The sequence below is a fragment of the Clostridium sp. DFI.5.61 genome (assembly GCF_024462915.1).
GTDB lineage: Bacteria > Bacillota > Clostridia > Oscillospirales > Oscillospiraceae > Lawsonibacter > Lawsonibacter asaccharolyticus.
In genome coordinates this window covers 90650-103116 of sequence record NZ_JANGBZ010000002.1, presented here as the reverse complement: position 1 = coordinate 103116, position 12467 = coordinate 90650, and the positions used below count along the sequence as shown (strand labels likewise).

Genomic DNA, 12467 nt, shown 5'->3' with positions numbered 1-12467 from the left:
TAACGGCATCTTGTGAATTTTGCGGTTACTGTGTATAATATTTTCAAAGCAGTAAACGGAGGTGTATGTCCGGGTGGCAGTTGACACAAAGGAACTGATTGCAGAGGCCGTGAAGCGGCTTCTGATGCAAAAGAAGGTCAAAAAACTGACGGTGAAAGACATCGTGGATGAATGCAGCATCACCCGGCAGACCTTTTACTATCATTTTGAAGATATTCCAGACCTGTTGAAATGGGTCCTGGAGCGCGGCACGGATAAGATGGTCGAGGAAACGCTTACCCAAGGGAACGCAGAAAAGGGGCTGCGCTGCCTGTTCCTGCTGGCACTGAACGCCCGCCCCTATGTGGAGCACGGCCTTCAAACCAACTACCGGGATGAGATTGAGCGGATGGTGGAGGAACAACTTTTCACATTTTTCCTGCGGGTGGTGGAAAAACGCGGCCTGTACGCTCAATGCAGCCATGCGGACTTGAAACTTGTGATGCGCTACCACAGTCAGGCGGTCCTCGGCCTCCTCAAAAACTGGACCGAGGCTGACAGCGGCGATTTAGACCACATCGTTCATATTGTCCATCAGCTTGTTGCGGGGGAGATCTCCCCCAGACAATAACCCTCTCTTTTTATAGAAATGCCGGAGTGTAAAAAAGTTTTACACTCCGGCATTTCTGTCAATACACACTTCATTTTCTGGCTATTGTTCCAGCCCCCCGCCCTGATTAAAATAAAAGCATGAAAAGGGAAAAGAGGTGCGGATCATGTCACATGAAATTCTGTCCGCGAAACTGTATGAACTGGACCGGGAGTTCGGGCTGCTCCACGGGAGCATCCAGCTCAGCGAAACGGCAAGCCGCGAACAACTCGGCCAGGAGTTGGCCCGCCTGCGGCAGAAAAATGAAGCGGACCGTCTGGCGTTCCAGACAAAGTTGAAGTTCAGCCGCTCTCCCATGGTCGGGAAACTGGCGTCCTCCTATGAGACGATAGAGGCGTTCATCGACCGGGAGCGTGCGGAGCAGGACGGCCCGTTCTCCGAAGTCTGGCGCCGGGGGCTGTCCGCAGAGGAGGCCCTACTGCTGGCGGAATACTCACTGGATTTCGCGGCGCAGGCCGCCAATCACGCCCTGCTTCTCTCCCTGGAAGCAGTCAGCGCGCAGGATATACCGCGGGGAAAGGAAACGGAGGTTGAGCAAAATGAGGTGTCGCTCTAAATTTGGATGGATGGAACTGATGATCGGCATTCTGCTGATCGTGCTGGGCATCTTCACTTTTCTGAGGCCGGGCAGCGTGCTGACCGGCGCCGTGCTGGTCTACGGCGTGTTCGCCCTTATCACAGGGATTGCGGATATTGTGTTCTATGTGAAGATGGAGCGTCATACCGGCTTCGGGCCGGTAGTAGCTCTGGTCAGCGGCATTTTGAGCGTGATCGCGGGTTTGCTGGTGATGGTCTATCCCGGCGCCGCGGCCTGGGCGCTGACGATCTTCTTCCCCCTATGGTTCATCATGCACTGCATCTCCCGCCTGACCCACTTGGGGATCATCCGGTATGTGGCCGGCAGCGGGTACTACTATTTCAGCCTGATCCTGAACATCATCGGGCTGGTGCTCGGCTTCCTCATGCTGCTCCAGCCGGCCCTCGCGTTCCTGTCCATGGGCTTTGTCATCGGGGCCTATCTGATCCTGCTGGGGATCGACAGCCTTGTGCTGGCGTTCAGCGATGTGGGCTATAAATGGTAAAACGCCCTGACGGTAAAACAGGGCGGTCCATCAAGACTCAAAAATTGGAAGGTTTCTTTTATGTGTACTGCAATCAATTTCTTAAATCAGCAGCATGAAAATGTGTTTGGCCGGACAATGGATTTCCACTACATTCTGGACCCGCGCCTTGCGGTCTTTCCCGCCGGCTCCACCTGGGAAAACACGCTGGGCAGGCAGCTCACTGACCGGTACGCGGTCGCGGGGATCAGCCGCCACTTCAAAAATCTCTATGTCCTGTTTGATGGCGTCAATGAAAAGGGGCTTGCGGGCGGCGCGCTGTACTTTAAGGGATATGCCGACTTCCCGCCGTTCTCCCAACAGAGCGGCAAGGCGCAGGTCCCAGCCCTGGACTTTTTGCACTATGTCCTCGGCCTCTGCGCCTCTCTGGACGACCTCCGGGAGCTTCTGGCCGACATCACCCTGGTGGGGCTTCAGGACAAACTGACCGGGACCGTCGCGCCGCTGCACTGGATCTTCACCGACCTGTCCGGCAAAAGCCTCGTGGTGGAGCAGATCAAACAGGGGCTGAACGCCTATGAAAACCCGGTGGGCGTTCTGACCAACAGCCCGGATTTCCCCTGGCAGATGACGAATTTACGCAGCTACATTGGAGCCGCGCCGGAGCAGACGGAGCAGGCGGATTGGGGTGGTTTCCGGATGGAGCCTTTTGGGCAGGCCGCCGGAACGAGCGTCCTGCCCGGGGGCTACACACCACCCGCCCGTTTCGTCAGGACCGCGTTCCAGAAGCTCCATATGGTGCAGCCGGAGACCATGCAGGAAGCCGTTATTGCAGGCTTTCACATCCTGGAGGGCGTCACCCTGCCCAACGGCGTGGTAAAGACGGCCAACGGGACCTTTGACTACACCCAGTACACTTCCATGATCGACCTTCCGAACAAGGTCTACTATTTCAAGACCTATGAAAATCCCCAAATCATCCGGGTGGACCTGAAGCCGGTCTGGGCGTCCGGGGAACAGACGGTGCGGGATCTGGGCAGCATCCATGTGCCGATCCGCTACGGAACGATGGAGTGAATAAAAGCCCTCCGCTCTGTTAAAGCTGATTTCTCCACACACTTTATTTATGATAGCAAGGGAATGGCGATGGAATTACGGATACCTACATCGGAACAACTCAAGTCTGTTTATGAGGGGCAGCTGAAACAGGCGTTTCCCGCCTCAGAGCTGAAGCCCCTGCAATCCATAGAGGAACTGTGGCGGGATGGGCTCTACCGCCCCTGGTGCCTGTTTGACGGCGATGAGATTGTTGGTGCCTGTTTTCTGTGGCTGGGGCGGCCGGGCTGGGCCCTGCTGGATTACCTGTGCGTCTCCGCGGATCATCGAAACAGGGGGATCGGGGCGCTGCTCCTGTCCATGCTGCTGGAACAGGAGCCGGATCTGACTATTTTCGGGGAAAGCGAGCTTCCCTCCCACGCTCCCGATCCCGTAATGGCGGAGCATCGCCTGGGCTTCTATGCCCGTAATGGCGCAAAAACCGCCGGGTATGAGACCGCTTTATTCGGGGTGCCCTACAAGACGCTCTACTGGTCCAAAAAGCCGGTGGACGACAGCGTGCTGATGGAACAGCACCGGCACATTTATGAAAGCCGCTTCTCTCCGGAAAAGCTCGACCGCTTTATCCGAATTCCCTATGACCCAGCGGAGCCGTTAGTGGCAACACCCTGGGAGGAGTAAGGAACAGCCGTACTTTGTAGTGAATGCAGAGAAGGCTGGATTTATCTGGTGACTGCTATCACAAACTGATTTTCATCCGCTATGTGAGCAACAGAGTTTAACAACAAGAAGGGACTGCCACACAGATCATTTAGTGCGGCAGTCCCTTTCAAATTTTATAACTCCTCAAATTTTGATTTGCCATTCTGTACTTATCATTCTACCACAATTCCGAAAGTGTAGAAACAGGGAGTTTTCCAGGAGGATTTCCTGCCTTCCGGATATACCATAGAGAAACAGCAAGGGGAAATTGGTGATTTTCCCTTGCTGTTTCTTTACTCTTTTTCACTATCAAATCGGTACCCGATTCCGCGAACGGTCTGAATATAACTGCCTCTTGTTCTGGTCAGTTTCTTTCGCAGACTCTTGATTTGAAACCGTACTGCTTCATCTACGCCGAACTCTGTGTCAGCATTCCAGATATGGCTGTAGAGCTGCTCTCGTGAAAATACTTGTCCAGGACGGCTGGCCAGCAGGTACAGCAGATCAAACTCTCTCCGAGTAAGCTGTATCGCCCTTTCTTTCAAATGTACCTGACGATGCAAAGGGTTAATAACCAATTCTGTCCCAAAGGTCAAGGTATAATATTGCTTCTCTGTATGTTCCGACTCCATATAGAGGCGGATGAGTGCATGAGCCTGAGCAGTGCAGCGGCGCAGGTCAATCGGCTTTGAGTTACAGACTGTTGCTCCTAATGAAAGAAGTTCAATTTCATCTTCCAATGATAGTATACCGGTGAGCACCAGAATCGGGACCACCTTGGCCTGACGCATGGTCCGAAGCAGTTCCCGGCCATCCATATCTTCCAGCGCCGGGTCTATGATAACCAGACAATACCGGTGCCGCATAAAACTGTCCAGGGCCTCCGCTGTGTCAATGAAATACCGGACCTCTGTGGTATCGTCCTGCAGAGCCTCCCGGAGTTTCCGGCAAAGGGGCAGGTCATCATCAATCAGCAGGATCTGTTTTCGCATCAAACCGCCTCCCATTCTCGGTCGGCTCTGTACTTGGATGGCTTTTCTGGTACAACTCCGTCAGTTTCTGAAAACTGGCTGGGCTGATCACATGCTCCATGCGGCAGGCGTCTCGTTCAGCAGCCTTGGGCTCGACACCAGCCTCCACTAACAGGCGTGTGAAAAAGCAATGTTTTTCATAGGTCTGCTCGGCTACCTCCCTGCCCACATCGGTCAGGCGGAGGAAGAAGTCCCCGTCCATGGTGAGGAAGCCTCCTTCTTTTAGGGTAGCTACCGCGTGGCACACGCTGGGCTTGGAGACTCCCATGTGCCGGGCAACATCCACAGAGCGTACCATGCCCTTTTCCTTTTGGAGCACCAGCACGGCCTCCAGATAGTCTTCGCCGGAGGCATGAAGTGATGTGCCGTGTTGTCGTTTCACTCTTTTCTTCACGCCAATCTCCAGCCCTCGGCCTGTTCCCGAATCTCAATAAACCGCCGGTACAAGCCGCCCTGGGCCATCAGTTCCGCATGAGTACCCCGCTGGGCGATACGGCCATCCTCCACCACCAGGATCTGATCCGCGTGCTGGATGGTAGCCAGCCGGTGGGCGATGGTGAGGATGGTTTTCCCCTTTGTCAAAGCGGACAGAGCCTGTTGGATCAGGTGTTCATTCTCCGGGTCTACGCTGGCAGTTGCTTCATCAAGGATGACGATAGGAGCGTCCTTCAAAATGGCCCGGGCGATGGAGATGCGCTGCTTCTCTCCTCCAGAGAGGGTGGAGCCGCCCTCTCCAATCACGGTGTCATAGCCGTTCGGCAGGGCCGAGATGAAGTCATGGCAGCACGCAGCTTTGGCGGCAGCCACCACCTGCTCATGGGTGGCATCCGGGCAACCGAATTTGATATTGTTCTCCACACTGTCCTGGAAGAGATACACATTCTGAAAGACCATGGAGATATTTCGCAGCAGGCTTTCACAGGTGAATTCTTTCACATCGTGGCCGCCCACCGACACGGAGCCGCGGTCCGCGTCATAGAAGCGGGCCACCAGATTGCATATCGTGCTCTTGCCGGAGCCGGACGGCCCCACAATGGCGGTAGTGGTCCCCTGGGGCGCGGTAAAAGTCACATCGTGGAGCACCTCGCGGCTCCCATACCCGAAGGATACATGGGAGAGGGACACATCGAACTGCTCTGGGGTTATCTCCCTGCCGTCCTTGTCGATGAAGTCGGTGCGCTCCAGTTCCTCCAGCCGGTCCAGCACCGAATCTGTCACCGACAGGATGTGGGCCGCGTCATTGATGGCCTCCACACTGCCGAAAATGGTGAAGGAAAACAGGGCAATCATCAGGAAATACGGGAGCGGTAAAGTTCCCACCAAAGCCTGCTGGCCCGCGGTGAGCACCAGCCCCACGGATGCCGCCCGCAGAGCGAACAGATGCAGGCAGTTCCAGGGGACGAACCCAAACTCGTTTTTAATGCGGATGGCCTTATTATCCCGGCAGGCATCCCGGAATCGCTGAACAGAAACCCCGTCCTGCCCAAAGGACTTCACTACCGGCAGGCCGTGGATGTATTCGACGGCCGCGCCGGACAATGCCTCCTGAGCCCGGTGGCCCACAGGAGCGGTGCGGGCGCTCTGACGGCCAATGCCCCGCAGGGCAAAGGCGGACACCAGCACACCGATCAGCGCCACCAGCGCGGCAGGCGGGCAGAAAATCGCCACGCACAGCAGGATCACGGCTACCTGAATATAACCGTTTACCACCGCGTCCACCATCTTCATGCTCTGGAGTTCCAGCGTGCTCAGTTCCGTGGTGAGCGCCGCCAAAATGTCCCCCAGATTGTTTTTGGCAAAGTACCCAAGGGACACCCGTTTCAGCACATCTCCCAGTTCCATCCGCTGCTCTGCCGCCCGTTCCGTTCCGATGCTCTCCTGAAGCCGGTTTTTCCAATAGGTGAAGAAAAACCGCAGCAGGATGAGAACGACGATGCCAGATAAGCACAGCCATGGGAGAGAGCCGGAAAGCTCATTCTCCCCCCAGGCGTTCCCGATCATCCGCCCCAGGGCCCAGGCCGCCAGCATCACCGGCCCTGCGGTACACCATGTTGCGAAAAACGAGCACACAAAACCCAGAATCATTCGCTTTCGATAGTTCTTTGCCCATCCCATAATGCGTCCTACGCTGTGAAACATCTCAATTCCCCTCCTTTTTGCCGGATGTGACCGCCCAGTTTCGTGCCCCCACATGGGCCGCCCAAAGGGTCTGATACAGCGGGCAGCGGCCCAACAGTTCTTCCTGTGTGCCACAGTCTGCAACGCTCCCTTTCTCCAGCACCACGATCTGATCCGCGTTCTGGATGGTGGAGAGCCGGTGGGCGATAACCAGCAGCGTTTTCCCCCTGGAAAGCGCCATAATGGAGCGTTGGATCTTGTCCTCATTCTCGGGATCAGTGAAGGCGGTCGCCTCGTCCAAAATCACAATGGGGGCGTCCTTCAAAATGGCGCGGGCGATGGCGATGCGCTGACGCTCCCCGCCGGAGAGCTGCTTGCCCGCGTCTCCGGCCGTCGTATCCCAGCCATGCTCCAGCCGGCCGATGAATTCTTCGCACTGGGCCGCCTGAGCAGCCGCCAGCACTTCCTCGTCCGAGGCCCCCGGACGCCCCAGCCGGATGTTCTCTTTCAGGGGACAGTCAAAGAGGAAGTTGTCCTGCGTGACGAAACTGATGGACTGGGAGAGCTGCTTCAGCGGGAGCTTGCGGATGTCCTGTCCGCCCAGGGTGATGGAGCCTCCCGTCACATCCCAAAACCGGGCGGTCAGCCGGGCGATGGTAGACTTGCCGCCGCCTGATGGTCCCACCAGGGCGGTGAATTTTCCCTGTGGGATGGTCAAGTTCAGATGGCGAAGCACCTCCTTGCCCTCCGTCCCGCCATAGGAAAAAGATACATCCCGCATCTGGATGCTGCTGCCTTCCAGATGGACATTCTGCTCCGCTTGCGTGAGCTGGGGCAAATTCAGCAGTTCACGGGTGTCCTTCACTGCAAACTGCATACTTTTCATGGAGTTGATGAAGGCGGTGGCGCTCATCAGGGGGGACACAATTCCCAGGGCCAGCATCAGGCAGAGCGTCACCTGGGCCGGGTCCAGTATCCCCGCCTGATAGAGCGCGACGCCCGCCGGCAGGGTCCCCAGCAGGGTGGTCGGCAGAATGGACAGGCACAGATTCATGGAAGCCCAGGTGCAGCGGAACCATCCCATGGTGAAGTCCCGGAAGGAGGCCACCGCTTGGGCGAATTTCTGATAGGACCGCTCCCCCTGGCTGAACGCCTTCACCACCTGAATGCCCTCTACATATTCCACGATCACGCTGTTCACATGGGCGTTGGCCTCCATGTAGGCGGCGTAATTCTTGTTATAGGTCCGCATCCCGAAGGTCATGGGGATGAGCGCCACTGGGATGGTCACCAGCAGGGCAAGGCCCATCCGCCAGTCGATGGCGAACATGGCGATGACCACGACCAAAGGCAGCAGAAGATTGGAACTGAGTTCCGGGATCATGTGAGCCAGAGGCGGCTCCACATCTTCAATACGGTCCACGATGGTGCTTTTCATGGAGCCAATGGGCCGGCTTTCCACCTCGCCCAGCGGCGCCCCCATCAGCCGGTCCGCCACCTGAAGGCGCAGGCCCTCCAAAATTGTGTAGGCGGATACATGGGCCAGCATGGTGGACAGGGCATATCCCGCCACCTTGACGGCATAGCCGGCCAGACACACGCCGCACCAAAATACAATGCCCTCCCAGTCCGCCTGACGCTCCAGAAAGAGCCGGATGATCTGATAAACGCCGAGATACGGTACGAAGCCCCCGGCCACACTGAGAATAGCCAGTACCACAGACCCGGCCATCTTCCCCCGGCAGGGTGCGGCGAAGGAGAGCAGGATACCGAGCCAAGTTCGTTCCTTCATGTGCAATACTCCTCTCAAAGAAAAATCGTTGTAGTTTGCTTGCGCTAACTACAACGATTATAAGAAATTCTTCTTCCTCTGTCCGCTCCGTCCTGCCGGTCTGGTCCCGTTTGGACGGAAAAATTTATTGGCTTTCCCGCCGGTACTCCAGAGGCGTCTTGCCCTTGACTTCCTTGAATGCGGCGGCAAATTTGCTGGAGCTGTCATAACCTACCCGGCCGGCGATCTCTGCCACTCCCATTTGAGGCTCCTGCTGGAGCAGAAGCGCGGCCTGGTCCAGGCGGAAATTACGCATATAGGTGTTGATGGGCTGCCCATAAATCGACTTGAAGCACTCCTTCAGCGCCGTAGCCGGGACAGAAAACCGTTCGGACAATTCCGCAATCGTATAGTGGCGTTCCAGCTCCCCCGTCAATAACCGATGGATAGCCTTCACTTTTTCCACCTGGGATTTATAGAAGTAAGGCTTTTCCGCATCCTTTGGCAGCTCCAGCGCGTCCAGATACAGGAGCAATTCCAGCACCTTGATGCGGAAATAAGGGAGCTTGATCTGCTCTGGCACCGCGTAGAGCTCCTGAAAAATGTGATCAATAGAGGGCGCCCCATGGAGCACCTTGGGATGGCGGCTGGAGCAGAATTTATTCTGGAGCCGGGCCAGATCCACCGGAAATTCCCGTATCCACTCCTTCAGCGATTGGGCGGCCTGGGGGAGCGCAAAGCCAACGGTGATCCCGTGATAGTGGGCAAGAGGGAAGGTAAAATGGCCCTGGTGCTCCAGCCGCCGGTCCAGCTTCAGGTCGCCCGCCTCCACATAGGAGTACGCATCCGGGCCGGCAGGGTACTCCATGCGCCCCTGGCGGCAGTAATCAATGCACAGCAGATCCTCCGTTGTACGGAACGCGGAATCATAGCTCTCCATATGGAAATCGTTGTACATCAGGGATACGCCGGGGAACAGGTCGCATTGTGTCATGATCCCCTCTCCGGTACCACTGTGAAACTGAAAGACCCGGCAGTCTCCGCCCTCCACCAGTGGGACAGGGAATCCGTTGTCTGCCATTACTTGCTCCAGCATGAAATTTCTCCTTTTACAATCGCAGCACCCGGTCACAGGCTCTCTGCATGAATTCCTGGTCATGGGTGACCACCAGAACGATCCGCTCATGCCTTGCCAGACTGCGGATCACCCCGGACACCTCCACCATGCGGGCATAGTCCAAACCGCTGGTGGGCTCGTCAAAAATCAGCACCGGTTTCTCCGACAGCAGCGCCGTGGCCACTGCCAGCCTCTGCTTCTGCCCCCCGGAGAGAGACATCGGATGCCGCTCCCGAAAGGACAGCAGGTGGAGGCTGTCCAGCACCTCCGAAATCTGATCGTCAGATGCCTCCGGCGCGGACATCTGGCACTCTCCCCACACGCTGTCGGAGAACAGTTGATGGTTTACATCCTGCATGACACAGAAAGCCGACCGCTGGCGGCCTTTTCGATCCAGAGGCTTTCCATTCAGCAGAATTTGTCCCGCTTGTTCTTTCAACAGCCCGCAAAGGCAGCGGGAAAGGGTGGTCTTGCCCACGCCGTTGGGTCCGGTGATCGCCACCACCTCGCCGGGGCGGGCGGAAAAGGACAGGTCTCGGAATACAGGTGCTTCCTTGCGGAAAGCACAGGCCAGCCCCTCAATAGATAAACCTTCTTTGGTGCCAGCCGGTTCCACAGAGGGGAGCGTGCATACCGCCGGGGTCAGAGTACGCAGCCCCAGGGCCTCCCGCTCCGGGTCTGGCAGGCTGCGAAACTGCTCCCCGGTGAAGGTGCGCTCCAGCACCCCGCTCCGAAGATAAAACGCCCGGTCGATGAGATCGGTGAGAAAGTACAGGCGATGCTCCGCCACCACGATTGTGCAGCCCTGCCGCTTCAAAGCGGAGATCTGGTCGTGAAGGCGGGCAATGGCCTCCTGATCCAGATTGGCCGTCGGCTCGTCCAGCACATAGAGTTCGGGGCCCATGGCATAGACGGAGCCAAAGGCAAGAAGCTGCTTTTGCCCACCGGACAGAGAAAAGATGTTTTTTCCCCGCAGGTCCTGGAGATGCAGCGTTTCCGCGACCTGCTCCACACGGCGGCGGATCTCTTCCGGCGGACGGCCCTCATTTTCCAACCCAAAGGCCAGTTCGCTGTCGGTGTCCAGATTAAAAAACTGGGACTTTGGATTTTGAAACACAGAGCCTACCCGCCGGGCCAGTTCATGCATGGGTGTTTCCCGCGGCGCAAGCCCGTTTACCATCACCCGTCCCTCCAGACGGCATCCGGGAGTAAAAGCCGGGATCAGGCCGTTGATCAGCTTCGTCACTGTGGTCTTTCCGCAGCCGGAGGCCCCGCACAGCAGGACGCACTCTCCGCGGGCAACAGTGGCGCTGACCTGGGAAAGCGTTTCCTGTTTTTCTCCATAGCCAAAGGAAACCTGTTCCAAACCTATCATCGTCACTCCCCCTTATTGTACCACAAATGAGCCTATCAGCAAGGCCAGGACCAACAGCATCCCCGTCAGGTCTGCTGGCATTAGACGCAGGGACACGGCGCTGGTCTTCCGGGCTGGATTTTCGATTCCTCGGGTCACGGCCGCCGCGGAGAGCTCCTCTGCCGTCTCCGTAGCGGACACCATGAGGGGCATCACCGTACACTCCAAGCGGCTGAGCCCCCGGATATTCCGCAGCTTCATCGCGTCCCGGATGTGGCCGATCTCCTCCCGGATAGCGGGGAAGTACCGCAGTGTCACGGAAATAGCCACGATCAGCTTCTGGGGAATATGTAACTGCCGCAGCCCTACGATCAGGTAGCGCAGAGGGGTGCATTTCAACATCAGCGATCCGGTCATCAGGCAGGGGAACATCCGGCGGGTATAGGTGGCAAAGATAGTGAAGCTGGTGGCGATGATCATAGGCGACGCCGGCAGGATCACCTGTTGAAAGACCAGCAGGGCACAATACCCAACAGCCCATTTGACTGCCATTGTAAATCTTCTGTGGACGATCATCAACGCCAGCAGCAGAGCGATCAGTGCCAGTTCCACCCACAGAGTATGGTCGCTGAACGCGATGATATTGGCGGCGATCAGTATCCACAGTCCGGCTCTCGGGTCAAAGATCGATTTCTTTCCGTTCCCCATCTTACACCAGGCCAGCCTTTTCAAAGTGCTTGCGGAACATGGCGCGGGCAAGGATGCCGCCAATGATTGCGCCCACAACAGGGGCCAGGAACAGAACAATCAGCATCCCATTGGAGGAAAGGGCCGCCAGAGTATTCACATAGTCCGCCGGCATCCCCTGTTCTGTGATCTGCCGCAGGAAGTCTTCCCGCATCAGCCAGATCGGGAGCGGAGAGCCCACCATGCCCACAGAGAACAGCACAAAGGATACCAGGTTGCCGGCCATGCTCCGGTAGTGGGTGATGACACGGGTAATTTCAGCCAAGCCGCAGGCCAGAACGAAGGATACCAGGATCACGACGGTGAATTGCCCGGTGACATAGTAAATGAGGCCCGTGATGAGCCCCATCAACAGGACGGAGCCCACCTTCTGCACCTTGGCGCACATCATGAGATATGGAATGCCGGTAAACAGAGCGATAAAGCCCGGCATCAAGATCCAAAGCAGCGGGTGCAGCCCGCCCAGAAGCATAAAGGCAAAGTTGATGACAAAGTAAATGGCGGAGAAAATCCCCACGGTAATGACATCTTTGCCGCTCATCCCGCGGCTCTTGACTGGTTCAGACATAATGTTCTCTCCTTTTTGGTTAGATTATGCTAACTTCGTTCGTGAAAAATAGGACGCCGGGCGTCCATCTCACATGATGTATTTTACCGAGGACTTCCCTGCCTGTCTATTCCGTTTAGACGACTTTATTCCGTTTGGTTGGAGTTATTGATGTTTTCCTATCCGCACAAATCGAAAACGGCCCTTGCTATAAACAAAGGCCGTTTTCTTGTTCCCTTACTTTTCAAAGCGATAACCATATCCGTGTACAGTTTGAATCACATTGATATTTAGTTTTTCCGTATCTTGTAGAT

Annotated in this window: 13 protein-coding genes; 5 read left to right on the top strand and 8 right to left on the bottom strand. The window is 56.5% G+C overall.

Annotated elements, in window-relative coordinates; genetic code table 11:
• Positions 1-73: 73 nt before the first annotated feature.
• The 5 genes from NE584_RS02145 (at position 74) to NE584_RS02125 (ending at position 3447) form a co-directional block, all read left to right on the top strand.
• Positions 74-610 carry a TetR/AcrR family transcriptional regulator C-terminal domain-containing protein gene (locus NE584_RS02145; protein ID WP_145984963.1) on the top strand — a complete coding sequence of 179 codons (537 nt, stop codon included), beginning with the start codon at positions 74-76 and terminating at the stop codon, positions 608-610.
• Between the two features lie 145 nt (positions 611-755).
• Positions 756-1205 carry a hypothetical protein gene (locus NE584_RS02140; protein ID WP_055181069.1) on the top strand — a complete coding sequence of 150 codons (450 nt, stop codon included), beginning with the start codon at positions 756-758 and terminating at the stop codon, positions 1203-1205.
• Positions 1189-1731: an HdeD family acid-resistance protein gene (locus NE584_RS02135; protein ID WP_055181071.1), complete on the top strand. Its 543-nt coding sequence runs from the start codon at positions 1189-1191 to the stop codon at positions 1729-1731. The genes NE584_RS02140 and NE584_RS02135 overlap by 17 nt, the downstream gene beginning before the upstream one ends.
• Positions 1732-1791: 60 nt before the next feature.
• Positions 1792-2787, top strand: coding sequence for a linear amide C-N hydrolase (locus NE584_RS02130; RefSeq protein ID WP_055181074.1), 996 nt, complete (start codon positions 1792-1794; stop codon positions 2785-2787).
• Between the two features lie 63 nt (positions 2788-2850).
• Positions 2851-3447: a GNAT family N-acetyltransferase gene (locus NE584_RS02125; protein WP_081032456.1), complete on the top strand. Its 597-nt coding sequence runs from the start codon at positions 2851-2853 to the stop codon at positions 3445-3447.
• 314 nt (positions 3448-3761) lie between these two features.
• On the opposite strand, the gene NE584_RS02120 is transcribed toward NE584_RS02125, so the two are convergent.
• From NE584_RS02120 to NE584_RS02085, 8 genes are all read right to left on the bottom strand, one after another.
• On the bottom strand, positions 3762-4460 hold the full coding sequence (locus NE584_RS02120) for a response regulator transcription factor (protein WP_055181078.1): 699 nt from the start codon (positions 4458-4460) through the stop codon (positions 3762-3764).
• A complete protein-coding gene (locus NE584_RS02115; RefSeq protein WP_101693846.1) occupies positions 4435-4893 on the bottom strand; it encodes a metal-dependent transcriptional regulator in 459 nt (152 codons plus the stop codon). The genes NE584_RS02120 and NE584_RS02115 overlap by 26 nt, the downstream gene beginning before the upstream one ends.
• A complete protein-coding gene (locus NE584_RS02110; RefSeq protein ID WP_055181079.1) occupies positions 4890-6638 on the bottom strand; it encodes an ABC transporter ATP-binding protein in 1749 nt (582 codons plus the stop codon). Before NE584_RS02110 ends, NE584_RS02115 begins: the two co-directional genes overlap by 4 nt.
• A gap of 1 nt (position 6639) precedes the next feature.
• Positions 6640-8409 (bottom strand): ABC transporter ATP-binding protein, encoded by a 1770-nt coding sequence (locus NE584_RS02105; protein ID WP_055181081.1) that lies wholly within the window; start codon positions 8407-8409, stop codon positions 6640-6642.
• Between the two features lie 124 nt (positions 8410-8533).
• Complete coding sequence (locus NE584_RS02100; RefSeq protein WP_055181084.1) at positions 8534-9484, bottom strand: AraC family transcriptional regulator; 951 nt, start codon at positions 9482-9484, stop codon at positions 8534-8536.
• Between the two features lie 13 nt (positions 9485-9497).
• The gene (locus NE584_RS02095) at positions 9498-10880 is read right to left on the bottom strand and encodes an ABC transporter ATP-binding protein (protein ID WP_055181086.1); all 1383 of its coding nucleotides are present in this window, start codon (positions 10878-10880) and stop codon (positions 9498-9500) included.
• A gap of 12 nt (positions 10881-10892) precedes the next feature.
• Entirely contained in the window at positions 10893-11567 is a 675-nt protein-coding gene (locus NE584_RS02090) for an energy-coupling factor transporter transmembrane component T (protein WP_044940909.1), read from the bottom strand.
• A 1-nt stretch (position 11568) separates the two neighbouring features.
• The gene (locus NE584_RS02085; RefSeq protein WP_050624282.1) at positions 11569-12174 is read right to left on the bottom strand and encodes an MptD family putative ECF transporter S component; all 606 of its coding nucleotides are present in this window, start codon (positions 12172-12174) and stop codon (positions 11569-11571) included.
• Positions 12175-12467: the final 293 nt, after the last annotated feature.

Excerpts from the sequence above, each read along its gene's own strand:
- NE584_RS02140 (WP_055181069.1), top strand. The coding sequence starts at position 756 with ATGTCACATGAAATTCTGTCCGCGAAACTGTATGAACTGGACCGGGAG.
- NE584_RS02135 (WP_055181071.1), top strand. The coding sequence starts at position 1,189 with ATGAGGTGTCGCTCTAAATTTGGATGGATGGAACTGATGATCGGCATT.
- NE584_RS02130 (WP_055181074.1), top strand. The coding sequence starts at position 1,792 with ATGTGTACTGCAATCAATTTCTTAAATCAGCAGCATGAAAATGTGTTT.
- NE584_RS02125 (WP_081032456.1), top strand. The coding sequence starts at position 2,851 with ATGGCGATGGAATTACGGATACCTACATCGGAACAACTCAAGTCTGTT.
- NE584_RS02120 (WP_055181078.1), bottom strand. The coding sequence starts at position 4,460 with ATGCGAAAACAGATCCTGCTGATTGATGATGACCTGCCCCTTTGCCGG.
- NE584_RS02110 (WP_055181079.1), bottom strand. The coding sequence starts at position 6,638 with ATGTTTCACAGCGTAGGACGCATTATGGGATGGGCAAAGAACTATCGA.
- NE584_RS02105 (WP_055181081.1), bottom strand. The coding sequence starts at position 8,409 with ATGAAGGAACGAACTTGGCTCGGTATCCTGCTCTCCTTCGCCGCACCC.
- NE584_RS02100 (WP_055181084.1), bottom strand. The coding sequence starts at position 9,484 with ATGCTGGAGCAAGTAATGGCAGACAACGGATTCCCTGTCCCACTGGTG.
- NE584_RS02095 (WP_055181086.1), bottom strand. The coding sequence starts at position 10,880 with ATGATAGGTTTGGAACAGGTTTCCTTTGGCTATGGAGAAAAACAGGAA.
- NE584_RS02090 (WP_044940909.1), bottom strand. The coding sequence starts at position 11,567 with ATGGGGAACGGAAAGAAATCGATCTTTGACCCGAGAGCCGGACTGTGG.
- NE584_RS02085 (WP_050624282.1), bottom strand. The coding sequence starts at position 12,174 with ATGTCTGAACCAGTCAAGAGCCGCGGGATGAGCGGCAAAGATGTCATT.